The following is a 25,793-nucleotide window of genomic DNA, read 5'->3' as shown; positions in this document are numbered from 1 at the left end:
AAGAGCGGCTCGTGGTCGGACCGAAGGCCGATCAAGGTGGTGGTCTGTTCCCCGCCGACGCGGGGATGATCCGAAGTCGAACCCGTGGGCTCTGCGTGGGATGACTTGCTCCCCGCCGACGCGGGGGTTTGCGGGAAGGTCACTCGTCCCCCTCCAGGTCTCCCTCGAGTTCGAGGTAGGTCGCCCGGAGCCGGTCCAGGGTCTCCTGGTCCGGTTCCGCCCACAGCCCGCGGTCCGCCGCCTCCAGCAGTCGTTCGGTGATGCCGCGCAGCGCCCAGGGGTTGGACTTCCGCATGAACTCCTGGTTCTCGGGCGAGAACACGTACTCGGCCGACAACTTCTCGTACATCCAGTCGTCGACCACGCCCGCCGTGGCGTCGTAGCCGAAGAGGTAGTCCACGGTCGCCGCCATCTCGAACGCACCCTTATAGCCATGCCTACGCATCGCGTTCATCCAGCGCGGGTTGACCACGCGCGCGCGGAACACGCGGTGGGTCTCCTCGCCCAGGGTGCGGGTCTTGACCTGGTCCGGTGTGGCCGAGTCACCCACGTAGGCCTCGGGACTCTCGCCCGTCAGGTGGCGCACCATCGCCACCATGCCGCCGTGGTACTGGAAGTAGTCGTCGGCGTCCGCGATGTCATGTTCTCTCGTATCGACATTCTTCGCGGCCACCGCGATCCGCCGGAACGCCGTCTCCATGTCGCCGCGGGCCGCGCGCCCGTCCAGGCCGCGCCCGTAGGCGTAGCCGCCCCACACCGCGTACACCTCGGCCAGGTCGGCGTCCGAGCGCCAGTTGCGGGCGTCGATCAGCGGCAGCAGGCCCGCGCCGTACGCGCCCGGCTTGGAGCCGAAGATACGGGCGGTCGCGCGCCGCCGGTCACCGTGCTCGGCGGTGTCCTCGTCGGCGTGCTTGCGGACGTAGTTCTGCTCGGCGGGCTCGTCCAGCTCCGCCACCGCCCGCACCGCGTCGTCGATCAGGCCCACCACGTGCGGGAACGCGTCGCGGAAGAAGCCGGAGATGCGGACGGTGACGTCGATGCGGGGGCGGCCCAGCTCCTGGAGGGGCACGACCTCGAAGCCGGTGACGCGGCGCGAGGCGTCGTCCCACACCGGGCGGCAGCCCAGCAGCGCCAGGATCTCCGCGATGTCGTCGCCCTGGGTGCGCATCGCGGAGGTGCCCCAGACGGTCAGGCCGACCGACTTCGGGTACTCCCCGGTGTCCTGCAGGTACCGCTGGACCAGCGAGTCCGCGAGGGACTGGCCGACCTCCCAGCTCAGTCGGGACGGGATGGCCTTGGGGTCGACGGAGTAGAAGTTGCGGCCGGTCGGCAGGACGTTGACCAGGCCGCGGGTGGGCGATCCGGACGGCCCGGCGGGGACGTAGCCGCCGTCGAGCGCCCGCAGGACGTTGCCGATCTCGTCGGTCGTCCGCTCCAGGCGGGGCACGACCTCGGTGCAGGCGAACTCCAGCACGGCGACCGCGTCCGGCAGCTCGGTGCCGAACACCTCGCGGACGAGCGCGGGGACGGCGGCGGCGTCCCACCCGCGCTCCTCCATGCCCTCCGCGACCCGCCGGCACAGCTGCTCCAGCAGGTCGATCGCGTCGGCGGCCGTACGGGACGGGCCCTCGACCAGGTCGGACAGCTCGACCGGTACCTTCACCGGCGCGCCCGGCTCCGCGAGCAGCTCCTTCTCCACCAGCCCGAAGTGCTCGGCGAGGGAGGCCCGCAGGCCCGGCAGCGCGTTCGCCTGCCCGCCCCACACCTGCGAGGCGCGCAGCACGGCGAGGACGAGGTTGACGCGCGGTTCGCCGACCGGGCCGCCGCCCAGGACGTGCAGGCCGTCGCGGATCTGCACGTCCTTGATCTCGCACAGGTAGCCGTCGATGTGCATGACGAACTCGTCGAAGTCGTCGTCGTCCGGCTGGTCGTCGACGTGCAGGTCGTGGTGGAGTTCCGCCGCCTTGACCAGCGTCCAGATCTGGGCGCGGACCGCCGGGGCCTTCGTCGGGTCCAGGTCGGAGACCAGCGCGTACTCGTCGAGGAGCTGCTCCAGCTTGGCCAGGTCGCCGTAGGTGTCGGCGCGGGCCATCGGTGGCACGAGGTGGTCGACGACGGTGGCGTGGCCGCGGCGCTTGGCCTGGGTGCCCTCGCCGGGGTCGTTGACGATGAAGGGGTAGACGAGCGGCAGGTCGCCGAGGACGGCGTCCGGGGCGCAGCCGCCGGACAGGCCGAGGCCCTTGCCGGGCAGCCACTCCATCGTGCCGTGCTTGCCCATGTGCACGATGGCGTCGGCGCCGAAACTGTTTTCCAGCCACCTGTACGCGGCCATGTAGTGGTGCGACGGCGGCATGTCGGGGTCGTGGTAGATCACGATGGGGTTCTCGCCGAAGCCGCGCGGCGGCTGGATCATCACCACGACGTTCCCGAACTGCAGGGACGCCAGCACGATGTCGTCGCCGTCGACGTACAGGGAGCCCGGCGGCTCGCCCCACGCCTGGAGCATCGCGTCCTTCAGCTCCGGGTCGAGCTCGTCGAACCAGGCCCGATAGTCGGCGAGCGGCACGCGCGCGGGGGCCGCGGCGAGCTGCTCCTCCGTCAGCCACTCCACGTCGTGGCCGCCGGCCTCGATCAGCCGGTGGATCAGCTCGTCGCCGTTGTCGGGGTACCCCTCGACGGAGTACCCGGCGCCCCGCAGGGCGTCGAGGACCCGCACCGCCGAGGCGGGCGTGTCGAGCCCGACCGCGTTGCCGACGCGCGAGTGCTTCGTCGGGTACGCGGTGAAGACCAGGGCGAGCCTCTTGTCGGCGTTCGGCTTGTGCCGCAGCCGGGCGTGGCGCACGGCGATGCCCGCGACGCGCGCCGCCCGCTCGGGGTCGGCGGCGTACACCGGCACGTCGTCGGGGCCCTGCTCCTTGAAGGAGAAGGGAACCGTGATCAGCCGTCCGTCGAACTCCGGGATGGCGACCTGCATCGCCGCGTCCATGGGGGACAGGGCGGCGTCCGACTCCTCCCACGCGGCGCGCGAGGAGGTCAGGCACAGGCCCTGGAGCACGGGGACGTCCAGCTCGGCGAGCGCGCCGACGTCCCATGCCTCCTCGTCGCCGCCCGCGGAGGCGTCCGAGGCGTGCGTGCCGCCCGCCGCGAGCACGGTGGCGACCAGCGCGTCGGCCCGGCCGAGGAGCTCGTACAGGCCCGGGTCGGCGCCGCGCAGCGAACCGCAGTACACGGGCAGCGCGTTGGCGCCCTTCTCCTCGATCGCGTCGCACAGCGTGTCGACAAAGGCGGTGTTGCCGCTGAGTTCGTGGGCGCGGTAGAAGAGCACGCCGACGGTGGGGCGGCCGTCCAGGACGGCGCGCCCGCCGTGGACGCCGTACTCCGGCATCTTCCGCGGCTCCTCGAAGCCCTCGCCGGTCAGCAGCACGGTGTCGGAGAGGAACCGGGCCAGCTCGGCGAGGTTGTCCGGGCCGCCCTCGACGAGGTACCGCAGCGCCTCGGCGACCACGCCCGCCGGGACCGACGACTCGGCCATCAGTTCGGCGTCGGGCACGGCCTCGCCGCCCAGCAGCACGGTCGGGACGCCGGACGCCTTCAGCGCGGCGAGCCCGTCCTCCCAGGCGCGTTTGCCGCCCAGGAGCCGTACGACGGCCAGGTCGGCGCCCTCGACCAGCGCGGGCAGCTCCTCGGCGACGTCCACCCGGGTCGGGTTGCCGATCCGGTAGGCGGCGCCGGAGGCACGGGCCGCCAGCAGGTCCGTGTCGGCGGTCGACAACAACAGCACAGTGCTCATGCGGGCGCTCCCGGTGCGATGAAGGGCAGTCCTCGCGGCGCGCCCGACTCGATGAGCCGCCACAGCGCGTCCGTGTCCGCGTGTTCCTCGATCAGGTCGCCGAGCCGGTCCAGCCGCTCCTCGCGCAGCGCGGCGAACGACGTGTCGGCGGCCGGCACGAAGCGGCGGCCCGCGGCGGCCGCCACCTCGCGCAGGAAGGCGCGCCGGAATCCGTCGGACTCCAGCGAGCCGTGCCAGTGCGTGCCCCAGACGGCGCCGACCCGGCAGCCGTCCAGGAAGGGCTCCCCGCCCAGCACGTCGGCGAGGCCGTGGTGGATCTCGTAGCCCTCGACGCGTTCGCCGAGCGCCTCGCCCACCGGCCTGGTCAGGGTCTTCTCACGGGCGAACCGCACCCGCACGGGCAGCAGGCCGAGCCCGTCGACGTGGCCGGCGCGCGACTCGACCTCGTCCTCGATGTGCTCGCCGAGCAGCTGGAAGCCGCCGCAGATCCCGAGCACGGGCCGCCCCTCGGCGGCGCGCCGCAGGATCGCGTCCGCGAGGCCCCGCTCGCGCAGCCACGCCAGCGCGCGGACGGTCCCGCGGGTGCCGGGGACGACGACGAGGTCGGCGTCGGCCAGCTCCTCGGGCCGGTCCACGAAGCGCACGAGCACGCCCGGCTCGGCGGCCAGCGCGTCCACGTCCGTGAAGTTGGACATCAGCGGGATCGCGCAGACGGCGACGCGCAGGACGTCCTCGCCGGCCGGCGGGGCGGTCTCCGACTCGCGCACGGCACCGCGCAGCGACACCGCCATCCCGTCCTCCTCGTCGATGCCGAGGCCGTGCCGGAAGGGCAGCACGCCGTACGAGGGGCGGCCGGTGAGGTCCTCCAGCATGTCCAGGCCCGGCGTCAGCAGCGACACGTCGCCGCGGAACTTGTTGACCAGGAACCCGGAGACCAGCGCCTGGTCCTCGCGGCTCAGCAGCGCGAGGGTGCCGAAGAAGGAGGCGAAGACGCCGCCGCGGTCGATGTCGCCGACGACGAGGACGGGCAGGCGCGCGTTCCGGGCGATCCCCATGTTCACGATGTCGGTCCGGCGCAGGTTGATCTCGGCCGGTGAGCCCGCCCCCTCGCAGATCACCGCGTCATACGTGCCCCGCAACTCGGCCAGGCACTCCAGCACCGTCCCGAGCAGCTTCTCCCGGCGCCCGCCGTGGTAGCCGCGCGCGCTCATCTCGCCCACGGGCCTGCCCATGAGCACGACCTGGCTGCTGTGGTCGCTGCCGGGCTTGAGCAGGACGGGGTTCATCAGCGCGGTGGGCTCGATCCGGCACGCCTGGGCCTGCATGGCCTGGGCCCGCCCGATCTCGGCGCCCTCGCGCGTGACGAAGGAGTTCAGGGACATGTTCTGCGCCTTGAAGGGCGCCACCTTGACGCCCCGGCGCACCAGCCACCGGCAGATCCCCGCGGTGACCACGCTCTTGCCCGCGTCGGACGTCGTCCCCGCGACCAGCAGGCCGCCGCCGCTCTCGCCGCTCATGCTCCCCCTCCTCGTGCTCCTCGTGTTCCTCGCACCGCTCCGGACCGTCCGGCGGTCCTCCTCGCGTACGCGCCCGCGGCGAGCCGCGCGCCGGCGCTCGCGGCGAGGGCCAGCCAGCCCACGCGGCGCGAGAGCCGCACGGCCCGCTCGATGTCCGCCACCTCCACGGCGCGGCCCCCGCCGTTGAGCACGGGCCGGTGCTCGACGCGGCCCCCGTAGGAGAGGGTGCCGCCGAGCCGTACGCCCAGCGCGCCGGCGAAGGAGGCCTCGACCGGGCCCGCGTTGGGGCTCGGGTGCCTGCGGGCGTCGGCCCGCCAGGCGCGCACGGCGCCGAGCGGGTTCCCGCCGGCCGCGGCGGCGAGGGCGGCGGTGAGCCGGGCGCCCGGCCAGCCGGCCACGTCGTCGAGGCGGGCGGAGGCCCAGCCGTAGCGGCGGTACCGGGGCGACCTGTGCCCGACCATGGCGTCGAGCGTGTTGACGGCGCGGAAGGCCGCGAGCCCCGGCACGCCGCCCACGGCGCCCCAGACGAGGGCGCCCACGACGGCGTCGGAGGTGTTCTCGGCGACCGACTCCACGACGGCCCGCGCGATCCCGGCCTCGTCCAGCGCCTGCGGGTCCCGCCCGCACAGGTGCGGCAGCCGCGCGCGGGCGGCCTCCACGTCCCCGGCGGCGAGCGCGGCGCCCACGGCCCGCGCCTCGCGGCCCAGCGAGGTCCCGCCGACGACGGCCCAGGTGGTGGCGGCGGTCAGCGCGACGGACGCTACGGGGGAGGTGCGGACGGCCCGCGCGGCGAGCGCGGCGCTCCCGGCGGCGGCGCCCACGCACACCGCGGTGTGCAGCGCGCCCCATCCGCGGTGGTCCCGCCACAGCTCTCGTTCCACGGCGCCCGCGGCACGGCCGAACACGGCGACCGGGTGGCCTCGGCGGGGATCGCCGAGGAGCAGGTCCCCGAGGAGGCCGGCGGCGGCACCGTACGCGTAGACGCGATCGGCACGCACGGCGTCAGCCCGCCGCTGGTCCGGGCCGTGCTCCGGTGCTCGGCGAACTGGTCCGTGGCAGGTGGCCGCACATGGCGATATGTCCTCACTCAGGGTGTCCGCGCCCTGGTTCGACGAGACCGGCGGCGAGAGTTCCTGGCTCCCGGGGACCGGTGTCCCCGGTGACAGTGGCGGGACCGCGCCGGACTTCCACCGGCTTCCTCTCCTGCCGCCGTACTTGGCCCCGGAAGTCCACCACGCCCGCCACCCCCCGTCAACTTGCCGTTGACCTGCGACGGAGGAGTGTGCTGATGCCCACACGAAACACCGGCCGTCCGGCTGTCCGGTACGCCTCCCGCGTGGCCCGGCTCACAGGCGGGACGGCCGGAACGCGCGGGCCGGCGGGACGGGGCGGGGCGCCGGAGCGGGGCGGGAACGCCTGTGGGCGGCGACCGGGGAGGCCGCCGCCCACAGGGTGTGCGGAAGGGGTCCGCGGCGAGGAGGTCCGGCCGGTGCCGGGCCTCAGGCCACGATCAGGTAGATCCCGTACGCCACGGCCGCCGCGCAGGCGGCGAAGCAGGCGTACGCGCCGGTCGCGGCCGCCGCGGCGGAGCCGCCCCGCGCCGCGGCGGTCTCCCGCTTGGCGAGGGCGACGATGCCGAGGGTGAACAGGCCCACCAGGGCCACCGTGACCACGAGGCTCACGCCGAAGACGGAGCCGAGGGCCGCCCAGTCGATTTTCATGCCGTTCGTTCCTTAGACCGTGGCCGGGCGCTGGGGCTCCGCGTCCGGGGAGGAGATGGTCGCCTTGAGCCCGCCGTCCGCGACCACGCCCGCGGGCGGCGGGGTGACCGCGGCGACCGCGGAGGTCACGACGCCCGCCGGCTCGGCGGCGGCGCCGGTGTCGTTGACGTTGTCCACCGTCACCGGCTTGCGCCGGGACAGGACCCAGATGGTGCCCGAGCCCGCCACCAGCAGCGCGCCGGTGAGGACGACGCCCCACGTGCCCTGCTTGGTGAGCAGCTCGGCGCCCGCGCCGACGAGGCCGGCGGCCGGCAGGGTCAGGCCCCACGCGGCGAACATCCGGGTCGCGGTCGACCAGCGGACCACGCCGCCCTTGCGGCCCAGGCCCGCGCCCATGACGGCGCCGGAGCACACCTGGGTGGTGGAGAGCGAGAAGCCGATGTGGGAGGAGGCCAGGATGGCGGTCGCGGCGCTGGTCTGGGCGGCGAAGCCCTGCTGCGGCGCGAGGTCGGTCAGGCCCTTGCCCATGGTGCGGATGATGCGCCAGCCGCCCAGGTAGGTGCCGAGCGCGATGGCGAGGCCGGCGGAGACGATCACCCACAGCGGCGGGTCCGAGTCCGGGACGAGCACGCCGCCGGTCACCAGGGCCAGCGTGATGATGCCCATGGTCTTCTGCGCGTCGTTGGTGCCGTGGGCGAGGGAGACCAGGCCCGCGGAGGCGATCTGGCCGGCGCGGTAGCCCTTGGAGGTGGCCCGCTCGTCGGTGCCGCGGCCGATCCGGTACGTCAGCCGGGTGGCGAGCGCGGCGGCCGCACCGGCGACGAGCGGCGCGGCGACGGCGGGGATGAGGACCTTGGTGACGACCGTCGAGCCGTTCACGGAGTCCCAGCCCGCGGACATCACGGCGGCGCCGATCAATCCGCCGAACAGGGCGTGCGAGGAGCTGGACGGCAGGCCGAGGAGCCAGGTCAGCAGGTTCCAGAGGATGGCGCCGACGAGTGCCGCGAAGATGACCTCGGGCTGGATGCCCGCTTCGTCGATGATGCCGCCGGAGATCGTCTTGGCGACCTCCACGGAGAGGAACGCGCCGACGAGATTCAGCACGGCGGACATCGCCACCGCCGTCTTGGGCTTCAGTGCGCCGGTCGAGATGGTCGTGGCCATCGCGTTGGCGGTGTCGTGGAAACCGTTCGTGAAATCGAACACGAGAGCGGTGACGATCACGATCCCGAGGAGAAGCGTGATGTGTTCCATTTACCCAGGCTTCTGTTGGACGTCAGTGGCATGTGGACCGTAGGCAGCCTGGGTGAACGGCAGATGAACTGGGGCGGGCGAGAGGGTGACCCCATGGGCGTGCCGCCACTCCGCTTGTGGGGGGAGTGGCGGCCCCGAGGCTCGAACGCAGGCGGAGCGGTCACTTCCGCCTGCGGGTTCAGCCCCGGGCGAACGCCTTGAGCCGCTTCATGGAGCCGTTGAAGAGATTCTGGTCACCCGGCAGCCGCCCGCCGTTGTCGTACTGCCAGATCGTCCAGTACTTCCAGCCGGCCGGCAGCGGGCCGGGCGACGAGCCGTAGCGGGCGAGCCACAGCGCGTGGTCCGCGCCGAACACCTTGCTGCGGCCGGTGCACGTGTTCCACCAGTGGGTGGTCGTGTAGATCACCGGGCGCCGGCCCGTCCGCCGCTTCACCTCGTCGCTGAAGCTCTTGATCCAGTGGACCATCCCGGCCTTGCTCAGGCCGTAGCACTTCTTGCGGCCGTACGGGTTGTACTCGATGTCGAGCGCGGGCGGCAGGGTCCGGCCGTCCGCGCTCCAGCCGCCGCCGTTGCGCACGAAGAACGCGGCCTGCTTCTTGCCCGACGACCGGTTCGGCACCGCGAAGTGGTAGGCCCCGCGGATCAGGCCCGCGTCCCGCGACCCGGTGTACTGCCGGCCGAAGTGCGGATTGCGGTACGTGTGCGACTCCGTCGCCTTCACGTACACGAACGACGCGCCCTTGCTCTTCGCGCTCTTCCAATTGATCTTCTTCTGGTGCGAGGAGACGTCGTGCCCCCGCGGCGGGCCCGCCGCCGCGGCCGGCACCTCGGCGAGCACGGTCCCCAGGACGAGCGCCGCCGCGGAGGCAGCGGCGACCCGGGCACGGTGACGGGACGATTTGTGATTACAAGCCATGTTTCCCCCCGGAATGACGGCGTGCGTGAAAAATCGTCCAGAGATTACTGGAATCTTCATGCACTCGCGTCCCGTGCCGAGCACGGGTGTCCGGCATCGGCCAAAACGCTCAACAACCCGTGCAAGCGCCCGCGCGCCCTTACGGACCTGCCGCCTCCGCCCTAGAGTGCGCGCGCCCGGGCCCCTCGGCGGCCCGGTCCGGCGGGAGGGCGGAACGGCCGGGCAGAGACGGAGCACGAGGGACGGTGGGGGCGTGGGGGACGGGCGGCGCGGGGGCGCGCAGGGCGCGCGTGACGCGCACGAGGCGGAGGCAGCGGCGGGGGAGGACCTCGTCGCCAAGGCCCGCCGCACCGTCCGCGACGGACTCGTGGTCGGCACGTCCGGCAACGTCTCCGTACGGGTCGGCGGCACCGTCCCGGTCACGCCGACCGGCGTGCCGTACGACCGCCCGGGGCCGTCGGACGTCCGCGGGGCCGGCCTCCCGGACGGGCGCCGGGTGCCCGGCCGGCTGCGCCCGACCGGTGAACTCCCCCTGCGCCTCGCCGTGTACCGGGCCGCGGACGCGCGGGCCGCCGTCCACGCCCACGCCGTGCACGTCGCCGCCGTCTCCGCGCTCGTGCCGAAGCTGCCGCCCGCCCACTGCGTGACCGCCGCCCTCGGCGGGCCCGTCCGCGTCGCGCCCTGCGCGGCCCACGGCGCCGGGAAGTTGGCCGAGAACGCGCTGCGGGCCCTCGCCGCCCGCACCGCCCGCCCCCTGCGGAACCACGGCACCCTCGCGTACGGCGCCACGCTCGCGCAGGCGTACGACCGGACCGCGCAGCCGGAGTGGATGTGCCGCCTCCGGCTCACCGCCTCCTCCGTGCCCGGCCGCTCCCCGGCGCTGCTGTCCCCGGAGCAACCGGCGGAGGCGGCGGAGCGGCTGCGCGATTGCGGACAGCCGGGCTAGCCGCGCGGGAACGGGGCACCCTCCTGTGTGACCAGGGACCCCGGCCCGGCGGGGGACCATCACCCCGAGCCCGCCCCCCGCTGGCCGACCGCGGGCCCCGTCAGGAGACTGTTATCCGTGCGTACCGTGAAAGCGACCGCCGCAGCCGTCACCGTCGCCCTCGCCGCCGGGGCGGCCTCCGTCGCGGCCGGCCGGCTCGCCAGCGACGCCGCCCTCAAGGCACCCCCGAACGGACCGCTGCCCGGCGACTCCCGGCTCACCGTGCACGCGACCGCGGCCGGGCAGATCACGCTCACCCGGGACCTGGCCTCCCTGCGCTCCGGGGTGTACGGCCTGGCGGGTGACGACCTGCACGCCGTCGTGGGGCCCGTGCTCGAAGCGGTGCCGCACACCGCCGACACGGTCGTGCGCCGCCTGGAGCGCGTCACGTACGGCACTCCGGCGTGCGGCGACACGGTGTGGTTCACCCCGCAGGTGTACAGCGGCGACCCGCGGACCGCGCTCGGCCTGGACTTCGAGGACGTGGAGATCCCGGGCGAACTCGGCCCGCTGCCCGCCTGGCACGTGCCCGCCGCCCGCAATCTGTGGGTCATCGCCGCGCACGGCCTCGGCACGACCCGCGAACTCTCCCTCAACGTGATGGAGTTCCTGCACCGGCAGCAGTTCCCCGTCCTCGCCCTGGCCCACCGGGGCGACGCCGGCGCGCCCCGGTCCCCCGACGGCCTCGGCCACCTGGGCGAGACGGAGTGGCGCGACCTCGACGCGGCCGTGCGGTACGCCGTGCGCAACGGCGCGGAGCGCGTGGTCCTGCACGGCTGGTCCACGGGGGCCACGATGGCGCTGCGCACGGCCGCGTACTCGGCCCGGCGGGACCGGATCGCCGGAGTCGTCCTGGACTCGCCCGTCCTGGACTGGGAGGCGACGCTGCGGGCGCTGGCCCGGGCCCGCCGGACGCCCGGCGTCCTGCTGCCGCTGGCCGTCCGCGCCGCGCAGGGGCGCACCCGGATGCGCGGCGACCGCCCGGACGCGGCCGCCGACCCCGCGGACGTCAAGGTCCCGACGCTGGTGCTGCACAGCCCGGACGACACCGTCGCCGCCTACGGACTGTCCCGCCGGCTCGCCGACCGCCGGACCGACCTGGTCAGCCTGCGCACGGTCCCGGACGCCCCGCACGGTGCCACGTGGAACGCCGACCCGGCCGCCTACGAGGAGGCGCTGCGCCGCTTCCTCGTACCGCTGATGTGAGCACGGGGGCGGAGGCGCGGGTTCGCCGTCCCCACGGGGCGCCGCGGACCCGCCGCCCCGGTGGCCGGGGTCCGCGGACACGGCGGCCGGGGTCGCGGACATGACGGCCGGGGTCGCGCCCCGGTGGTGCCGGCGGGGCAACGGTGTCGGAGGGGTGGTGGCCGTCCGCTCCCGGATGCGCCCGCGCACGCTCCGGAAGCGCCCTTTCCGTCGCGGTTGGGGAGGGTTCCGTTCGGGGGTGGACCGGCTCCGGCAGGGCGGCGCGCACCTGCGTCGACACCGGTTCGCGGACCCCTCTGACAGCCCGCCACAGCGTTCCGTTTGGGTTTTCGGACCGTCAACCGGAAGACTGCACCCGTGACGTCCCGTATCCCGCGCGACTCCAGGCTCCGACTCGTCCGCCCGCGACCCCTGGCCGCCGCCCCACGAGCCATGACCCCACGGCCCTCGCGCCGCCCCGCGCCCCGGCCCCCCGAGGGCACCCCGGCACCCGCGGAGCTGGCCAGGACGGCGCGAGCCCAGCTGGCCGGCGCGGTGCGCGTCGCCCGCTGGGCCGACGCCGCCCTCAACCCGGGACGCGGCCGCATCGGCGCGGCCCCCGACGACAAGGGCACCCTCTCCGACGCGACCGCCCTGCGGGCCGCCGGGGAGCTGGGCCTGACCCCGGCTCAGGTCCGCGCGGACTGGGACACGGCCCGCCTCGCCGGGCTCATCGAGGTGCACGGCGACAGCGCCCGCCCCGGCTGGCGGCTGCGCGCCTGGGACCGCGACGACAGCGCCGTGCTGCGCGGCTGGGTCGCCCTCTTCGACGCCTGGTCGATCGCCCACCCCGGCCCCGACGGCCGCGAGCCCGCCGCCGTCGCCGAGGTCGTCTCCGCGATGCCGCAGGTGCTCTCCTTCCTCCAGCTCTCCGCGGGCCCCGTCCCCGTCGAGCAGCTGCTGGACCTGCTGGAGCAGCGCGTCACGGAGCTGCGCACCGAGCGCTGCGAGGTGCCCTACGGCCCCCGCGCCGAGCCCGCGTCCGCGGACGAGGCCGCGGCGGCGGCCGGGACCGGCGGGGGCGCGGACGCCGAGCCCGGCGCCGACGAGGCCCCGCTCCCGGTCCTGCTCGACTGGGCCCTGGGCGCCCTGGCCGCCGTGGGTGCTCTCACCTGCGCCGACGGCCACGCCGAACTCACCCCGCTGGGCAGCTGGGCGGTGTGGGTCAAGCTGGAGCAGATCTGCGTGGCCGCGCAGAGCCCCGCCGGGAACATCGAGCAGTCCGCCGAGGACATGCTCCGCGGCTGCGCCCGGCTCCGCCCGAACGCCGCCCGCGCCGAGTACCGCGCCTGGCTCGCCGCCCGCCCGGTCGGCAGCGCGGTCACCGAGCTGATCGAGGCCGCCCGCGGCGAGGACGCCCTGCTGCGCGGGCTCGCCTTCGAGGCGCTGCGCGTGGTCGGCGCCCCCGCCGAGCCCGACGTGCGCGCCGTGGTGACGGAGACGCCGCTGCGCCCGTACGCCCTGCTGTGGCTCGCCGAGCACGACGGCCACGACCCCGAGGACGCCCACGAGGTGCTCACCCGGGAGGAGGCCACCTGGCTCTGGGTGGACACGGCCGCCGCCGTCGCCGACCACGGCGAGGCCCCGCTGCTCGTGCGCCACCTGGAGGCCGCGGTCCAGCCCACCGTGCCCGCGCTGCTGGAGGAGGTCCGCGCCGTCGGACACCCCCGCACCGTGCAGGTCCTGGTCGCCCTCGCGGCCGCCCACCCCGACCCGGCCCTCGCCAAGGCCGTGCGGCGCGCGGCCTTCCAGGTGCACACCGGGGGGAGCTGAGCGGCGGGCCTCGCCGGCCTTGCCGAGCGGGAAGCGGCGGTGCCCGCCGGGCACCGCCTTCCCCTTCCGGCCCGCTTCCCCCGCCCGCCCCGCCTCTCCCTTGCAGCCCCGCTCCCCCCTTCCGGCCCCGGCGCCCGCGGACCGGCCCGCCCGAGGGCAGAAAAAGTGGTTGCAGTACCCCGTTAGACTGGCTCCATGGCCATTCTCCTCGCGCATTAGACGGCGGGAACGTCCGCCCGCGCCGCCCGCAGGCGGCGCGCCGAGCGCCCCGCGCTCCTCCCGTCCACCCCGCCCCATCCCGCCCTGGAGTCTGTCCGTGATTTCCGCCTCCGGTATCGAGCTGCGCGCCGGTGCCCGCGTCCTCATCGAGTCCGCCACCTTCCGCATCGCCAAGGGCGACCGCATCGGCCTGGTCGGCCGCAACGGCGCCGGCAAGACGACCCTGACCAAGGTCCTCGCCGGCGAGGGCATCCCGGCCGCCGGCACCGTCACCCGCTCCGGCGAGGTCGGCTACCTCCCGCAGGACCCGCGCACCGGCGACCTCGACGTGCTCGCCCGCGACCGCATCCTCTCCGCGCGCGGCCTGGACACCCTGATCCGCAAGATGCGCGAGAACGAACAGCGCATCGCCAACGGCCAGGGCGCCACCCGCGAGAAGGCGCTGCGGCAGTACGAGCGCCAGGAGACGGAGTTCCTCACCAAGGGCGGATACGCCGCCGAGGCCGAGGCCGCCACCATCGCCGCCGCGCTCAACCTCCCCGACCGTGTGCTCGGCCAGCCCCTGCACACGCTCTCCGGCGGTCAGCGCCGCCGCATCGAGCTGGCCCGCATCCTCTTCTCGGACGCCGACACACTGCTGCTCGACGAGCCGACCAACCACCTCGACGCCGACTCGATCACCTGGCTGCGCGACTACCTCAAGACCTACCGCGGCGGCTTCATCGTCATCTCCCACGACGTCGACCTCGTGGAGACGGTCGTCAACAAGGTGTTCTACCTGGACGCCAACCGCTCGACGATCGACATCTACAACATGGGCTGGAAGCTCTACCAGCAGCAGCGCGAGGCCGACGAGAAGCGCCGCAGGCGCGAGCGTCAGAACGCCGAGAAGAAGGCCGCCGCCCTGAACGCGCAGGCCGACAAGATGCGCGCCAAGGCCACCAAGACCGTCGCCGCGCAGAACATGGCCCGCCGCGCCGAGCGCCTGCTGTCCGGCCTGGAGGACGTCCGCCAGTCCGACAAGGTCGCCAAGCTCCGTTTCCCCGAGCCCGCGCCCTGCGGCAAGACCCCGCTCATGGCCGAGGGGCTGTCGAAGTCGTACGGCTCCCTGGAGATCTTCACCGACGTCGACCTGGCGATCGACAAGGGCTCGCGCGTCGTCATCCTCGGCCTCAACGGCGCGGGCAAGACGACCCTGCTGCGGCTGCTCGGCGGTGTCGAGAAGCCCGACACCGGCCAGGTGATCCAGGGCCACGGCCTCAAGCTCGGCTACTACGCCCAGGAGCACGAGACCCTCGACCCCGACCGCACGGTCCTGGAGAACATGCGCTCGGCCGCGCCCGACATGGACCTCGTCGAGGTCCGCAAGGTGCTCGGCTCCTTCCTGTTCTCCGGCGACGACGTCGACAAGCCCGCCGGGGTGCTCTCCGGCGGCGAGAAGACCCGGCTCGCCCTGGCCACGCTCGTCGTGTCGTCCGCGAACGTGCTGCTCCTCGACGAGCCGACGAACAACCTCGACCCCGCCAGCCGCGAGGAGATCCTCGGCGCGCTGCACACCTACAAGGGCGCGGTCGTCCTGGTCACCCACGACGAGGGCGCCGTCGAGGCGCTGCAGCCCGAGCGCATCATCCTGCTTCCCGACGGGGTGGAGGACCTGTGGGGCTCGGACTACGCGGACCTCGTCGCCCTGGCCTGACCGCGGAGCGCCGGTGCCCGTCCGGTCACCGGACGGGCACCGGCGGCCCCGGAACGGGCCGCGCGGGCGGCCGAACGGGCGCCTCCGGCGGCCCGCCGCGCCTCCGCCGGACGGTGGACGATCATCCGCGCGTGATCGAATGACTGATCCACTGCGTATGGATCATTCGGCCGATCCGTGATCCGCCATCTGCGTGAGATCTCCTCATACCGAGGTGTGTCATACACGGATTTCGCGGCCGCGTCCCTTCTTCTCGAAGGTTCGGCCGGTGTACGCCGCTGACCTGGAAGTTCGCCCGCGGGCCCGTCCGCCGCAGGCTCCGGGGCGCGCCCGGAAGGAATTGTTCCGCCGGGCGGGACGCGCCGTCGCGGCCCGAATACAGTGCGACGTACCTTGCCGAATGGGTGGCCAGGAAGCTCATGAGGGGTGATCATGAGAGTCCAGAGCGCACTTCCCATGAGGAGGCACGGGTGGCCGAGACTCTGAAGAAGGGCAGCCGGGTGACCGGCGCCGCGCGCGACAAGCTCGCGGCAGACCTGAAGAAGAAGTACGACTCCGGTGCGAGCATTCGGGCACTGGCCGAGGAGACCGGCCGCTCGTATGGCTTCGTCCACCGGATGCTCAGCGAGTCGGGTGTCACGCTCCGAGGGCGTGGCGGAGCGACCCGCGGCAAGAAGGCCGCCTCGTCCTGAGCGGGGCGGTCCTGATGTACCTCCACGGGTGACCACCCGGTCGGTCATCACGCCGACCGGGTGGTTACTGTGCAGTCACTTACGGGTGCCCGACACGGCACCCGCCCGACCGCACGCATCGGAGGCGCCGTATGGCTTCGCTCGACCCGGTACTCGACAAGGACGGCGTACGGCTCGTCGTCGACGAGGCGATCGCCACGGTGACGCTGACCAATCCGGCCAAGCGCAACGCCCAGAGCCCCGCCCTGTGGCGGGCCCTGGCCGAGGCCGGGCGGCTGCTGCCGGGCACGGTGCGGGTCGTCGTGCTGCGCGGCGAGGGCAAGTCCTTCTCCGCGGGGCTCGACCGGCAGGCGTTCACGCCCGAGGGGTTCGACGGCGAGCCGTCGTTCCTCGATCTGGCGCGCGGCTCGGACGAGGCCCTGGACGCCACGATCGCCGAGTACCAGGAGGCCTTCACCTGGTGGCGGCGCAGCGACATCGTCTCCGTCGCCGCCGTCCAGGGGCACGCCATCGGCGCCGGCTTCCAGCTGGCGCTCGCCTGCGACCTGCGCGTCGTCGCCGACGACGTGCAGTTCGCGATGCGCGAGACCAGCCTGGGCCTCGTGCCCGACCTCACCGGCACGCATCCGCTCGTCGGCCTCGTCGGTCACGGCCGCGCGCTGGAGATCTGCCTCACCGGCCGGTTCGTCCACGCCGAGGAGGCGGAGCGCATCGGCCTGGCCAACCTCGCGGTGCCCGCCGGGCAGCTCGACGACGCCGTACGCGATCTGACGGCCGCTCTGCTCGCGGCGCCGCGCGACGCCGTCGTCGAGACGAAGGCGCTGCTCCAGGGCGCGCGGGAGCGCACGTACGAGGAGCAGCGGGCCGCCGAGCGCGCCGCCCAGGGACGCCGGCTGCGCGACCTGGCGGGCCTCGGCGACTGAGCCGGGGTGCGGAGGGACGGGACCGGGCGGGTGACGCACGGCCCGTGCGTCACCCGCCCGGTCCCGTACCTCCGCTGTCGTCGCCCGGCCCTTGGCCCCTGCGCCCGCCCCCTCCGCTCCGGCCTCCGCGGTCCTCCGCTCCCGCCTCCGCCGTCGCCGGTTCTCACCGGTCCGGGGACGCCTCGTCGCCCACCTCGGTCACCAGCACGGCCACCGAGGGGTGGTCCGGCAGCGCCGCGGTGACCGCCGAGCGGACCGCGCGGGCCACGTCCAGCGTGCGGATGTCCGCGGCGACGGCCGCCTCGACGCGGACGTGACGGCGCGGCAGGGCCGTGCCGGCGGGCCGCTGCTCGATCTGCACGGCCCGGCCCCGGCCGCCGAGCACGCCGGTCAGCCGGACCACGCCGGGTACGGCGCGCGCGGCGGCCGCCACCCGCGCCTCGTCCCCGGAGGGACCCCCGCCGTCGCCGGGGCCGTCGTCCTCCCCGGCGTCCCCGTCGGCGGCCGGTCCGTCCGGCGGCCCGGACCGCGTCGCCCGTTCGGACCCGTGGAGCCCGTTTTTCCCACCGGGCCGCCCGGGCCCCGCGCCGCCTCCGTGCGCGCCCGTGCCCGCCGCCTCGCCCTCGTCCTCGGTCCCGTCCCCGCCGAGCAGGCCGGTCACGCGCAGGTCCAGCTCCGCGACCGTCAGCCCGAGCCGCTCCGCCGCGGCGCCGGCCAGGGCGGCGCGCAGCCGGGCCGCGGTCGACGGGAGCGGCTCGCCGTGCGCGAGGACCGCGTCGAAACCGGCGTCCAGCCGCAGCGGGCCGGGCGGCAGCGCGCCCGGCGGCCGGGGCACGGCGTCGTCGTACGGGCCGTCCGGTTCGGCGGGCGAGAAGCGCAGCGCGCCCAGGCGCACGCCCGGCAGGTGCCGGACCGCGCGGCGCAGCACCGCCTCGGCCGCCGACTCGGTGAGCCACGCGCCGTCGCGCGGTCCGCCCAGGGGGAGGAGCCGGCCGAGGCCGAGTTGTCGCCGAACCGCCCGTGTCCATCCGTCCGCCGTCATTGCTCCAGCCTGCCGCATCCACGGGGCGTATCGGGGCAACCCCGCATAGTGTGGACGAAGAAACAGCGACCGGAAGGGGCGTAGGGCGATGACCGAACCCACGCAGCGCAAGCGGTCCGAGGCTTCCGGCGAGACGGACCCCGCCGAGACCTCGCAGACCCGGAAGGCCGGCGGAGCGCGGCACAGCGGCGGAGACCCGGGCACCCGCGGGCGGACCACCATCGCCGACGGCGTGGTCGAGAAGATCGCCGGCCTCGCCGCCCGGGACGTGCTGGGCGTGCACGCCCTGGGCAGCGGTCTGTCCCGCACCTTCGGCGCCGTGCGCGACCGGGTGCCCGGCGGTGGCGCCAAGTCCGTCACGCGCGGGGTGAAGGCCGAGGTCGGCGAGGTGCAGACGGCCCTCGATCTGGAGATCGTCGTGGAATACGGCGTGTCGATCGCGGACGTGGCCCGCGCGGTGCGGGAGAACGTGGTGACGGCAGTGGAACGGATGACGGGCCTGGAGGTCGTCGAGGTCAACATCGCCGTGAGCGACGTCAAGCTGCCCGAGGAGGAGGAAGAGGAGCAGGAGTCCCGGCTCCAGTGACGCCCCCGCGGTGCCGCCGTTCGCACCGCGGGCGTCCAGGGGCCCGTACGTCAGCCGTGCCGTGTCACCGGGGCAAGAGGGGTGACGGCACGCCGGTTCCGCCGAGGAGCGCAACATGAGCATGGCCGTGGTCGGCATGATCGCCGGGATGGCGCTGGGCTTCGCCGGGTACTTCGGCGGATTTGGCGCCTTCCTGCTGGTGGCGGCGCTGGGCGCCATCGGCTTCGTCGTGGGCCGGTTCCTGGAGGGGGACCTGGACCTCGGCGACCTCTTCCGCTCCCGTGACGACCGCCGGCGGTGACGCGGGTGACCGGTGAGCCCTCCGGGGCCGGCGACGCCGGGTCCGCACGCTCCGCGGGCGGGGTCGTCCCGCCGGCCGAGCGCGGTGCGACCCGGATCGCCGACCGGGTCGTCGCGGGGATCGCCGCGCAGGCCGCGCGGGAGGCGCTGGGGCACCTGCCGCCGGACGTGGCGCGGCCGCACACCGGCGTGGAGGTGCGCCACGGCACGGCGCGCGTCCGCGTCGTGCTCGAACTCGACTACCCCTGCGACGTGGGCGGACGGTGCGCCGCCGTGCGCCGCCGGGTCGCCGAGAGGGTGGAGGAACTGGCGGGCCGGAGGGTGACCGAGGTCGCCGTCCGGGTCGAACGGCTGCACCTGGTACCGCCGCACGGCGCGGCACAGGGGAGGACGCGATGAGCGAGTCCCAGGGCTTCCAGGGGCCCGAGGACGCCGGGAGCACCCGGCAGATGTCCGCCGCCGAGCGGCCGGCGGGCGGCGAACTCGGCCAATCCGTGTCGGCCGCGGCCTACGAACCGCGGCCGGTTCCCGACGTGCCGCCGCGGGGCGGCGGCCGCTTCTGGTCCGTCCGGCGCGTTCCCGCGGGCGTGCTCGCCCTGCTCCTCGCGGCGGGCGCCGGGCTTCTGCTGTACGACGTCGTCGCCGTGCGCGCGGGCCGGACGGCGGGCGGCTGGCGCCGGGCCGCGGCCGACGCGCTCGCCGAGCGGCCCCTCGACGACGTGTGGGTGCTCGCCGGGGCCGCGCTCGCCGCCGCCCTCGGCCTGTGGCTGCTGCTGCTCGCCGCGACGCCCGGCCTGCGGCGGCTGCTGCCGATGCGGCGCACCCACCCGGAGGTGCGGGCCGGCCTGTACCGCGGCGCGGCCGGGCTGGCGCTGCGCGACCGGGCCATGGAGGTGCCGGGGGTGCGCTCGGTCCGGGTGCGGATGCGGCGCAGGAGGGCCGACGTGCGGGCCGTCTCCCACTTCCGCGAACTGGACGACGTACGGGCGGACCTGGACGCCGCGCTCGCCGACGGCGTACGGGGGCTCGGGCTGGCGCGGCCGCCCCGGCTCTCGGTGCGCGTCGCGCGGCCGGGCCGGAAGGGGTGAGGACCGTGCTGAGGGTGGTCAACCGGGTGCTGCTGGGACTGGCCGGGCTGGTGCTCGTCGTGCTGGGCGGGTCGGTGCTCGCCGTCGGCCTCGGCGTGCGGCCGCCGTCGTGGTGGGTCCACGACGGGCCGCGGGACGTGCTGCTGAGCGACGCGGACCGGACCCGGTGGCGGGCCGAGGGCTGGTGGTGGCCCACGGTCGTCGCCGTCCTCGCCGTCTGCCTGCTGCTGGCGCTGTGGTGGCTGGTGGCCGTGGTGCGGCGGCGCCGGCTCGGCGAGGTGCTCGTCGACACGGGCGACGGCGAGGGGGCGCTGCTGCGCGGCCGGGCCCTGGAGGGCGTCCTGATCGGGGAGGCCACGCGGCTCGACGGCGTGGCGGCGGCCCACGGGCTGCTGACCGGGCGGCGCAGGGCCCCGCGGGCGCGCCTGCGGCTGGCGCTGGAGCCGCACGCCAGTCCCGCGGACACGCTGGACCGGCTCACCGGCGGCGCGCTCGCCCACGCCCGCGACTCGGCCCGCCTGCCCGCGCTGCCCGCGGAGGTCCGGCTGCGCGAGGTGAGCCACCGCGCGCGCCGGGTGAGCTGAGCCCGCGGGCCCGCGACCGCCGCGGCCCGCGGACCGGTGCGGACCCGCGGGCCGGACTCGCGGCCCGTGGACCGGGCGGACCCGCGGGGCGTGGACCGGTGCGGGCCCGCGGCCCGTGGGCCGGGGTGGGCTGCCGGGGTCAGAAGCCGTGGCGGAAGCCGCCGTCCACCGGGAGCATGACGCCCGTCAGGTACGACGCCGCGGGGGAGAGCAGGAACGCGGCCGTGCGGCCGAACTCCTCCGGGGTGCCGTAGCGGCGCAGCGGGATACGGGACTCGTGGGCCGCGCGGGCGGCCTCGGGGTCGGGGGACAGGCCGTCGAGCTCCCGGACGCGGTCGGTGTCGATGCGGGCCGGGAGCAGGCCGACCACGCGGATGCCGCGCGGGCCCAGCTCGTCCGCGAGGGACTTGGCGAAGCCCGCGAGGCCGGGGCGCAGGCCGTTGGAGATGGTCAGGCCGGGGATCGGTTCGTGCACCGAGCCGGAGAGCACGAAGCCGATGACGCCGCCCTCGCCCAGCTCCGCCGCGGCCGTGCGGGCCAGCCGCACCGCCCCCATGAAGACCGACCGGAACGCCGCCTCCCACTGCTCGTCGGTGGTGTCGGCGACGAAGCCGGGCGCGGGACCGCCGACGCTCACCAGCACGCCGTCGAAGCCGCCGAAGTGCTCGCGCGCGGCCGCGACCAGCCGCTCCGCGGCCCCGGGGTCCGCGTTGTCGGCGGCGACGCCGACGGCGTCCGGGCCCAGCGCGGCCGCCGCGTCGGCGACGGTCCCCTCGTCCCGGCCCGTGACGACCACCTTGGCGCCGTCCGCGACCAGCGCGCGGGCGGTGGCGTTGCCCAGGCCCCGGGTGGCGCCGGTGACGACGTAGACACGGTCCTTCAGTCCAAGATCCATGGCCTTATCCTGCCTGGTCCGTGCCGTACAGGGCGAGAGCGGTGCCGACCAGGCCGATGTGGCTGAACGCCTGCGGGAAGTTGCCGAGGTGGCACTCGGCCACCGGGTCGTACTCCTCCGCGAGCAGTCCCACGTCGTTGACCAGCCCCACCAGCCGCTCGAACAGCTCGCGCGCCTGGTGCGTACGGCCCGTCAGGTGCAGCGCGTCCGCGAGCCAGAACGAGCACACCAGGAACGTGCCCTCGCCGCCCGGCAGTCCGTCGACGGACGCGCGGTCCTCCGAGTAGCGGCGCAGCAGGCCCTTGTGGCCCAGCTCCTCGCGCACCGCGTCGACCGTGCCGACGACGCGCGGGTCGTCCGGCGGCAGGAAGCCGATCTGCGGGATGAGCAGCAGCGCCGCGTCCAGGTCCGCCGAGCCGTAGTACTGGGTGAAGGTGTTGCGCTCCGCGTCGTAGCCCTGCTCGCACACCTCGCGGTGCACCTCGTCGCGCATCGCCCGCCAGCGGTCCACGTCACCGGGCAGCCGGGGGTCCTCCTCCATCGCGCGGACCGTGCGGTCGGCGGCCGCCCACGCCATCACCTTGGAGTGCACGAACTGGCGGCGGGGGCCGCGCACTTCCCACAGCCCCTCGTCGGGCTCCCGCCAGTTCTCGTGCAGGAACTCCATCAGGGCCAGCTGGAGCTGCCACATGTGCGGCTCCAGCGGCAGGCCCGCGGCGCGCGCCAGCGACAGGGAGTCGATCACCTCGCCGTACACGTCGAGCTGGAGCTGGCGCGCGGCCTCGTTGCCGGACCTGACCGGCTTGGACCCGGCGTAGCCCGGCAGCCACGACAGCTCCTCCTCGGGCAGCCGGCGCTCGCCCGCCAGGCCGTACATGATCTGCAGGTCCGCCGGGTTGCCGGCGGCGGCCCGCAGCAGCCAGTCGCGCCAGGCGGCGGCCTCCTCGCGGTAGCCGGCCGCCAGGAGGGCGCCGAGGGTGAGCGTGGAGTCGCGCAGCCAGCAGTAGCGGTAGTCCCAGTTGCGCACGCCGCCGATCTCCTCCGGCAGGGAGGTGGTCGGGGCGGCCACGATGCCGCCGGTCGGCTCGAAGGTCAGGGCCTTGAGGGTGATCAGGGAGCGGACGACCTCGTCCCGGTACGGGCCGTCGTAGCGGCAGCGCGCCGCCCACGCACGCCAGTCGTCGAGGCTGTGGCGCAGCGCCTCGTACGGGTCCACCAGCGGGGGGCGCGGTTCGTGCGAGGGGTGCCAGGTCAGCACGAAGGCGACCCGCTCGCCCTCGGCGACCGTGAACTCCGCGTGCGTGCCGAAGTCCTCGCCCCACGTGCGGACCTGGGGCTCGCTGCGCAGCCACACCGAGTCGGGGCCCGCGACGGCCACCCGGTGGCCGTCGGCCCTGCGCATCCACGGCACGACCGAGCCGTAGTCGAAGCGGAGGCGGAGGGTGCTGCGCATGGTCACCCGGCCCTCGACCCCCTCGACGATGCGGACGACGTCGGGGGCGCGGTCGCGCTGGGGCATCAGGTCGGTGACGCGCACCGTGCCCTCGTCGGTCCGCCAGATCGTGTCGAGGACGAGGGAGTCCTTCCGGTAGGCGCGGCGCGTGCAGTCGCCGGCGCCGTCGGGCGCGAGCCGCCAGTGGCCGTTCCGCTCGTCGCCGAGCAGGGCCGCGAAGCAGGCCGCCGAGTCGAAGCGGGGCAGGCAGAGCCAGTCGATGGACCCGTCCCGCCCGACGAGGGCGGCGGTCTGGTGGTCGCCGATGAGCGCGTAGTCCTCAATGGGTCGGTGCACGGTTCACGGGTTCCCGGCCGGTCCGGGGGGCAATCCGGGTCGGCCGTGGGCGAACGGCAAGACAGCGACTGGTGAACGGTTTTGGGGTTTTTGCGCACCTTGGGGCGAAGCCCGGACGGGGCACGGGGGGCGGTCGCCGAACGCGCCGAGCGCGGGCGGCTCCGCGCCCGGCCCCCGCACGGGCGGTGCCCCGGCCCCGCATGGGCGAGGGGCGGCCGCGCGCGGGCGGGCGGCCGTACGCGGACGGAGGCGGGACCCCGCGGACGTACGAGGGCAGGACCTCATGGGCGTACGGAGACAGGACCCGGTGGGCGTCGGAGGTGCGGGCCGTGGGCGGGCGCGGGCGGGGACCGTGCGCGGGTGCGCCGGACCGGTCCCGGGTCACGCCGGTGCGGTGGCCGCCTCGGAGGAGTCGGACTCGGACTCGGAGCCGGCGCCGGCATCGGCCTCCGCCTCGGCCGCGGCGGCCGCCTCCGCCCGGTCGCGGCGCTCGCGGCGGACCAGGATCACCCAGCCGACGGGGACGCCCGCGGCGAACAGCCACCACTGGACCGCGTACGCCATGTGCGGTCCGATGCCGCTGTGGTCGGGCTCGGCGATCAGCTGCGGGGAGCCGTCGGCGGGCTCGGGTGCCGTCATCTCGATGTAGCCGCCCAGGACCTCCTTGCCGAGGAGCTCGGCCTGCTGCTCGCTGTTGATCAGCATGACCTGCCGGTCGGGCAGGCCCTTGAGGTCCTTGATGCCGCTCGCCGCCGTCGTCTGGTCGGCCATCAGCCGGCCGGTGACGGTGGTCTCGCCCCGCGCGGGCGCGGGGATCCGCGGGAACTCGGTCTGCCGCTCGTCCGCGGGGATCCAGCCGCGGTTGACCAGCAGCACCCGGCCGTCGTCCAGGACGAACGGGGTCAGGACGTGGTAGCCGACCTTGCCGTCGTTGTCGGTGCGGCGCCGCACCACGACCTCGTGGCCGGTGTCGAAGCGGCCCTTCGCGGTCACTCTCCGGTACAGGTCCTCACGGGCGACCTCCCGCCCGGGCGCGGTGAGCGACTCGGCCGGCACCGGCTCCGCCGCGAGCGACTCCGAGATCAGCTCGTTCTGCGCGACGCGGTGCTCGTGGCGGTGCAGCTGCCAGAAGCCCAGCTCGATCATCGTCGGGATGAGCGCGAGGGCGAGGAGGGTGAGGATCACCCACTGCCGGGACAACAGGAAGCGGTACACCCCACGACCGTACAACTCGGTCACGGGGTGCCGGCGCCCAGGGTGCCCCGGGCGTGGCTCAGACCCGGTCGACGATGCCCGTCCTCCCCTCCGAGCGGGCGCAGTGCGCCCCGCAGTACCAGTGGCCCTCCGCCTCGACCCCCTGGCCGATGATCTGGACGCGACAGTGCTCGCAGAGGGGCGCCATGCGGTGGATGGCGCAGGCGAAGCAGTCGAAGACGTGCACCGCGTCCTGCGCGTGCACCTCGAACGTCATGCCGTAGTCGTTTCCGCAGACCTCACAACGTGCCATGCGCCACAGGGTGGGGCGTCCGGGCGCGTCCGGGCGAGCGGGCGGCGGGCGAGTCGCCCGGCAATCACCCGTACGTACCGGAGCGCCGACCGGGGCACCGGACGGCCCGGTGATCGCCGCGGTTCCCGCGGGGGGCGTCCGCGCGCCGCGCGGACCGTCAGGCCTCCGGGGACCCCGCGGCCGGCTCCACGTTTCCCAGGAGCTGCCCGAACGCGGCCTCGTCGACGACCGGCGTCCCGTACTGGCGGGCCTTGACGGCCTTCGAGGTGCCGGAGTCCGGGTCGTTGGTGACGAGCAGGGAGGTCAGCCGGGACAGGCTGGTCGCGATGTGCAGCCCGGCCTCGACGGCGCGGTCCTCCAGCAGCTCGCGGTCGACGGAGGTGTCGCCGGAGAAGGCGACCCGCATGCCCTGCTTGAGGGGCTTGCCGGGCTCGTACCGCCCCGGGTTGGGGTAGGGGCAGGCGGGGCGCTTGCGCGAGGGGCGCCAGCCGCCGGAGCGCCAGCCTCCGGAAGCACCGGAGCCATAGCCCCCGTATCCGCCGCCCGCCCGCCCGGCGGCCGTCGCGGGGGAGTCCGCCCACTCCCTCAGGGGCCGGCACTCCAGCAGCGGCAGCCGTACGCCGTCGCGCGCCGCGGCGTGCAGGCTGGGTCGGAACGCCTCCGCCAGCACGCGCGCGTCGTCCAGCGCGTGGTGCGCGCGCTGCTGGACGACGCCGAAGTGGGCGGCGAGGGTCTCCAGCTTGTGGTTGGCCAGGGGCAGCCGCAGCTCCTTGGAGAGCGCGATGGTGCACAGCCGCTGGCGGACCGGGGCCTCGCTCTCCGCGCGGGCGTACTCCCGCGCGATCATGGACCAGTCGAAGACCGCGTTGTGCGCGACGAGCACGCGGCCGTCCAGCCGCGCTGCGAACTCCTCGGCGATGTCGCGGAAGAGCGGCGCCCCGTCGAGCACCTCGCTCGTCAGGCCGTGGATCCACACCGGGCCGGGGTCGCGCTCCGGGTTGACCAGCGTGTACCAGTGGTCCTCGACCTCGCCGCGCGCGTCCAGCCGGTAGACGGCGGCCGAGACGATCCGGTCGTCCCGGGCCAGTCCGGTGGTCTCCACGTCGACGACCGCGTACCCCTTCGGATACGCGGCCGGCCAGGCGGCTGCGGACGCTGCGGTCGTACGGTCTTCGAGCATGGTCACCGAGGATACGGGCCGCGACTGACAGATCCGACCCGGGGACTCCGCCTCCGGGCCACGGGAGCCCGGCCGGAATCCGCCTCCGCCT

Annotated in this window: 23 protein-coding genes and 1 riboswitch; of the genes, 11 read left to right on the top strand and 12 right to left on the bottom strand. The window is 75.1% G+C overall.

Annotated features, from left to right (window positions below; all coding sequences use genetic code 11):
* Nucleotides 1-139 precede the first annotated feature (139 nt).
* The 6 genes from cobN to IE271_RS17800 form a co-directional block, all read right to left on the bottom strand.
* Nucleotides 140-3,790, bottom strand: coding sequence for a cobaltochelatase subunit CobN (gene cobN / locus IE271_RS17825; RefSeq protein ID WP_190191327.1), 3,651 nt, complete (start codon nucleotides 3,788-3,790; stop codon nucleotides 140-142).
* Nucleotides 3,787-5,307, bottom strand: a complete 1,521-nt coding sequence (locus tag IE271_RS17820; protein ID WP_190191326.1) for a cobyric acid synthase — start codon at nucleotides 5,305-5,307, stop codon at nucleotides 3,787-3,789. Before IE271_RS17820 ends, cobN begins: the two co-directional genes overlap by 4 nt.
* Nucleotides 5,304-6,305, bottom strand: a complete 1,002-nt coding sequence (locus tag IE271_RS17815) for a cobalamin biosynthesis protein (RefSeq protein ID WP_190191325.1) — start codon at nucleotides 6,303-6,305, stop codon at nucleotides 5,304-5,306. Before IE271_RS17815 ends, IE271_RS17820 begins: the two co-directional genes overlap by 4 nt.
* Before the next feature lie 107 nt (nucleotides 6,306-6,412).
* Nucleotides 6,413-6,533: riboswitch (cobalamin riboswitch) on the bottom strand.
* A gap of 273 nt (nucleotides 6,534-6,806) precedes the next feature.
* Complete coding sequence (locus tag IE271_RS17810) at nucleotides 6,807-7,028, bottom strand: hypothetical protein (protein ID WP_190191324.1); 222 nt, start codon at nucleotides 7,026-7,028, stop codon at nucleotides 6,807-6,809.
* A gap of 12 nt (nucleotides 7,029-7,040) precedes the next feature.
* Nucleotides 7,041-8,282 carry an inorganic phosphate transporter gene (locus IE271_RS17805; protein WP_190191323.1) on the bottom strand — a complete coding sequence of 414 codons (1,242 nt, stop codon included), beginning with the start codon at nucleotides 8,280-8,282 and terminating at the stop codon, nucleotides 7,041-7,043.
* A 178-nt stretch (nucleotides 8,283-8,460) separates the two neighbouring features.
* Nucleotides 8,461-9,198, bottom strand: coding sequence for a lysozyme (locus IE271_RS17800; RefSeq protein WP_190191322.1), 738 nt, complete (start codon nucleotides 9,196-9,198; stop codon nucleotides 8,461-8,463).
* 253 nt (nucleotides 9,199-9,451) lie between these two features.
* Here IE271_RS17800 and IE271_RS17795 point away from each other — a divergent pair, with 253 nt between their 5' ends.
* The 6 genes from IE271_RS17795 to IE271_RS17770 all read left to right on the top strand — a co-directional run bounded on the left by IE271_RS17795 (nucleotide 9,452) and on the right by IE271_RS17770 (nucleotide 16,731).
* Nucleotides 9,452-10,144, top strand: a complete 693-nt coding sequence (locus IE271_RS17795) for a class II aldolase/adducin family protein (RefSeq protein WP_229919391.1) — start codon at nucleotides 9,452-9,454, stop codon at nucleotides 10,142-10,144.
* Nucleotides 10,145-10,261: 117 nt separating this feature from the next.
* The gene (locus IE271_RS17790) at nucleotides 10,262-11,389 is read left to right on the top strand and encodes an alpha/beta hydrolase (protein ID WP_190191320.1); all 1,128 of its coding nucleotides are present in this window, start codon (nucleotides 10,262-10,264) and stop codon (nucleotides 11,387-11,389) included.
* A gap of 357 nt (nucleotides 11,390-11,746) precedes the next feature.
* A complete protein-coding gene (locus tag IE271_RS17785; protein ID WP_190191319.1) occupies nucleotides 11,747-13,201 on the top strand; it encodes a hypothetical protein in 1,455 nt (484 codons plus the stop codon).
* A gap of 316 nt (nucleotides 13,202-13,517) precedes the next feature.
* Nucleotides 13,518-15,116: an ABC-F family ATP-binding cassette domain-containing protein gene (locus IE271_RS17780; protein ID WP_190191318.1), complete on the top strand. Its 1,599-nt coding sequence runs from the start codon at nucleotides 13,518-13,520 to the stop codon at nucleotides 15,114-15,116.
* A 470-nt stretch (nucleotides 15,117-15,586) separates the two neighbouring features.
* Entirely contained in the window at nucleotides 15,587-15,808 is a 222-nt protein-coding gene (locus IE271_RS17775; protein ID WP_004002281.1) for a helix-turn-helix domain-containing protein, read from the top strand.
* A gap of 131 nt (nucleotides 15,809-15,939) precedes the next feature.
* Nucleotides 15,940-16,731, top strand: coding sequence for an enoyl-CoA hydratase/isomerase family protein (locus tag IE271_RS17770; RefSeq protein WP_190191317.1), 792 nt, complete (start codon nucleotides 15,940-15,942; stop codon nucleotides 16,729-16,731).
* Nucleotides 16,732-16,894: 163 nt separating this feature from the next.
* Here IE271_RS17770 and IE271_RS17765 read toward each other — a convergent pair whose 3' ends face one another.
* The gene (locus IE271_RS17765; protein ID WP_190191316.1) at nucleotides 16,895-17,773 is read right to left on the bottom strand and encodes a nucleopolyhedrovirus P10 family protein; all 879 of its coding nucleotides are present in this window, start codon (nucleotides 17,771-17,773) and stop codon (nucleotides 16,895-16,897) included.
* A gap of 88 nt (nucleotides 17,774-17,861) precedes the next feature.
* On the opposite strand from IE271_RS17765, the gene IE271_RS17760 reads away from it, so the two are divergent.
* The 5 genes from IE271_RS17760 to amaP all read left to right on the top strand — a co-directional run bounded on the left by IE271_RS17760 (nucleotide 17,862) and on the right by amaP (nucleotide 20,331).
* Nucleotides 17,862-18,359 (top strand): Asp23/Gls24 family envelope stress response protein, encoded by a 498-nt coding sequence (locus tag IE271_RS17760; RefSeq protein WP_190191315.1) that lies wholly within the window; start codon nucleotides 17,862-17,864, stop codon nucleotides 18,357-18,359.
* A gap of 115 nt (nucleotides 18,360-18,474) precedes the next feature.
* Nucleotides 18,475-18,660: a hypothetical protein gene (locus IE271_RS17755; protein ID WP_190191314.1), complete on the top strand. Its 186-nt coding sequence runs from the start codon at nucleotides 18,475-18,477 to the stop codon at nucleotides 18,658-18,660.
* 5 nt (nucleotides 18,661-18,665) lie between these two features.
* Nucleotides 18,666-19,058, top strand: a complete 393-nt coding sequence (locus tag IE271_RS17750) for an Asp23/Gls24 family envelope stress response protein (protein ID WP_190191313.1) — start codon at nucleotides 18,666-18,668, stop codon at nucleotides 19,056-19,058.
* Nucleotides 19,055-19,747, top strand: a complete 693-nt coding sequence (locus tag IE271_RS17745) for a DUF6286 domain-containing protein (protein WP_190191312.1) — start codon at nucleotides 19,055-19,057, stop codon at nucleotides 19,745-19,747. Before IE271_RS17750 ends, IE271_RS17745 begins: the two co-directional genes overlap by 4 nt.
* The gene (gene amaP, locus IE271_RS17740) at nucleotides 19,744-20,331 is read left to right on the top strand and encodes an alkaline shock response membrane anchor protein AmaP (protein ID WP_190191311.1); all 588 of its coding nucleotides are present in this window, start codon (nucleotides 19,744-19,746) and stop codon (nucleotides 20,329-20,331) included. The genes IE271_RS17745 and amaP overlap by 4 nt, the downstream gene beginning before the upstream one ends.
* A 139-nt stretch (nucleotides 20,332-20,470) precedes the next feature.
* Here amaP and IE271_RS17735 read toward each other — a convergent pair whose 3' ends face one another.
* The 5 genes from IE271_RS17735 to IE271_RS17715 form a co-directional block, all read right to left on the bottom strand.
* Entirely contained in the window at nucleotides 20,471-21,226 is a 756-nt protein-coding gene (locus IE271_RS17735; RefSeq protein WP_190191310.1) for an SDR family oxidoreductase, read from the bottom strand.
* A gap of 4 nt (nucleotides 21,227-21,230) precedes the next feature.
* Nucleotides 21,231-23,015, bottom strand: a complete 1,785-nt coding sequence (locus tag IE271_RS17730) for a glycoside hydrolase family 15 protein (protein ID WP_190191309.1) — start codon at nucleotides 23,013-23,015, stop codon at nucleotides 21,231-21,233.
* Nucleotides 23,016-23,396: 381 nt separating this feature from the next.
* Nucleotides 23,397-24,230 carry an SURF1 family cytochrome oxidase biogenesis protein gene (locus IE271_RS17725; protein WP_190191308.1) on the bottom strand — a complete coding sequence of 278 codons (834 nt, stop codon included), beginning with the start codon at nucleotides 24,228-24,230 and terminating at the stop codon, nucleotides 23,397-23,399.
* Between the two features lie 58 nt (nucleotides 24,231-24,288).
* A complete protein-coding gene (locus IE271_RS17720) occupies nucleotides 24,289-24,522 on the bottom strand; it encodes a metallothionein (protein WP_190191307.1) in 234 nt (77 codons plus the stop codon).
* 157 nt (nucleotides 24,523-24,679) lie between these two features.
* Complete coding sequence (locus tag IE271_RS17715; protein WP_190191306.1) at nucleotides 24,680-25,702, bottom strand: DEDDh family exonuclease; 1,023 nt, start codon at nucleotides 25,700-25,702, stop codon at nucleotides 24,680-24,682.
* Nucleotides 25,703-25,793 lie beyond the last annotated feature (91 nt).

The sequence above is a fragment of the Streptomyces minutiscleroticus genome (genome assembly GCF_014650875.1).
Taxonomy (GTDB): domain Bacteria; phylum Actinomycetota; class Actinomycetes; order Streptomycetales; family Streptomycetaceae; genus Streptomyces; species Streptomyces minutiscleroticus.
Note: the sequence above shows the minus strand (reverse complement) of the source record. Positions and strands in the feature narration are given on the sequence as shown.

Bases quoted from the DNA above. Each gene is read 5' to 3' on its own strand.
- cobN (WP_190191327.1), bottom strand. From the start codon at position 3,790: ATGAGCACTGTGCTGTTGTTGTCGACCGCCGACACGGACCTGCTGGCG.
- IE271_RS17820 (WP_190191326.1), bottom strand. From the start codon at position 5,307: ATGAGCGGCGAGAGCGGCGGCGGCCTGCTGGTCGCGGGGACGACGTCC.
- IE271_RS17810 (WP_190191324.1), bottom strand. From the start codon at position 7,028: ATGAAAATCGACTGGGCGGCCCTCGGCTCCGTCTTCGGCGTGAGCCTC.
- IE271_RS17805 (WP_190191323.1), bottom strand. From the start codon at position 8,282: ATGGAACACATCACGCTTCTCCTCGGGATCGTGATCGTCACCGCTCTC.
- IE271_RS17800 (WP_190191322.1), bottom strand. From the start codon at position 9,198: ATGGCTTGTAATCACAAATCGTCCCGTCACCGTGCCCGGGTCGCCGCT.
- IE271_RS17770 (WP_190191317.1), top strand. From the start codon at position 15,940: ATGGCTTCGCTCGACCCGGTACTCGACAAGGACGGCGTACGGCTCGTC.
- IE271_RS17765 (WP_190191316.1), bottom strand. From the start codon at position 17,773: ATGACGGCGGACGGATGGACACGGGCGGTTCGGCGACAACTCGGCCTC.
- IE271_RS17760 (WP_190191315.1), top strand. From the start codon at position 17,862: ATGACCGAACCCACGCAGCGCAAGCGGTCCGAGGCTTCCGGCGAGACG.
- IE271_RS17755 (WP_190191314.1), top strand. From the start codon at position 18,475: ATGAGCATGGCCGTGGTCGGCATGATCGCCGGGATGGCGCTGGGCTTC.
- IE271_RS17745 (WP_190191312.1), top strand. From the start codon at position 19,055: ATGAGCGAGTCCCAGGGCTTCCAGGGGCCCGAGGACGCCGGGAGCACC.
- IE271_RS17735 (WP_190191310.1), bottom strand. From the start codon at position 21,226: ATGGATCTTGGACTGAAGGACCGTGTCTACGTCGTCACCGGCGCCACC.
- IE271_RS17720 (WP_190191307.1), bottom strand. From the start codon at position 24,522: ATGGCACGTTGTGAGGTCTGCGGAAACGACTACGGCATGACGTTCGAG.
- IE271_RS17715 (WP_190191306.1), bottom strand. From the start codon at position 25,702: ATGCTCGAAGACCGTACGACCGCAGCGTCCGCAGCCGCCTGGCCGGCC.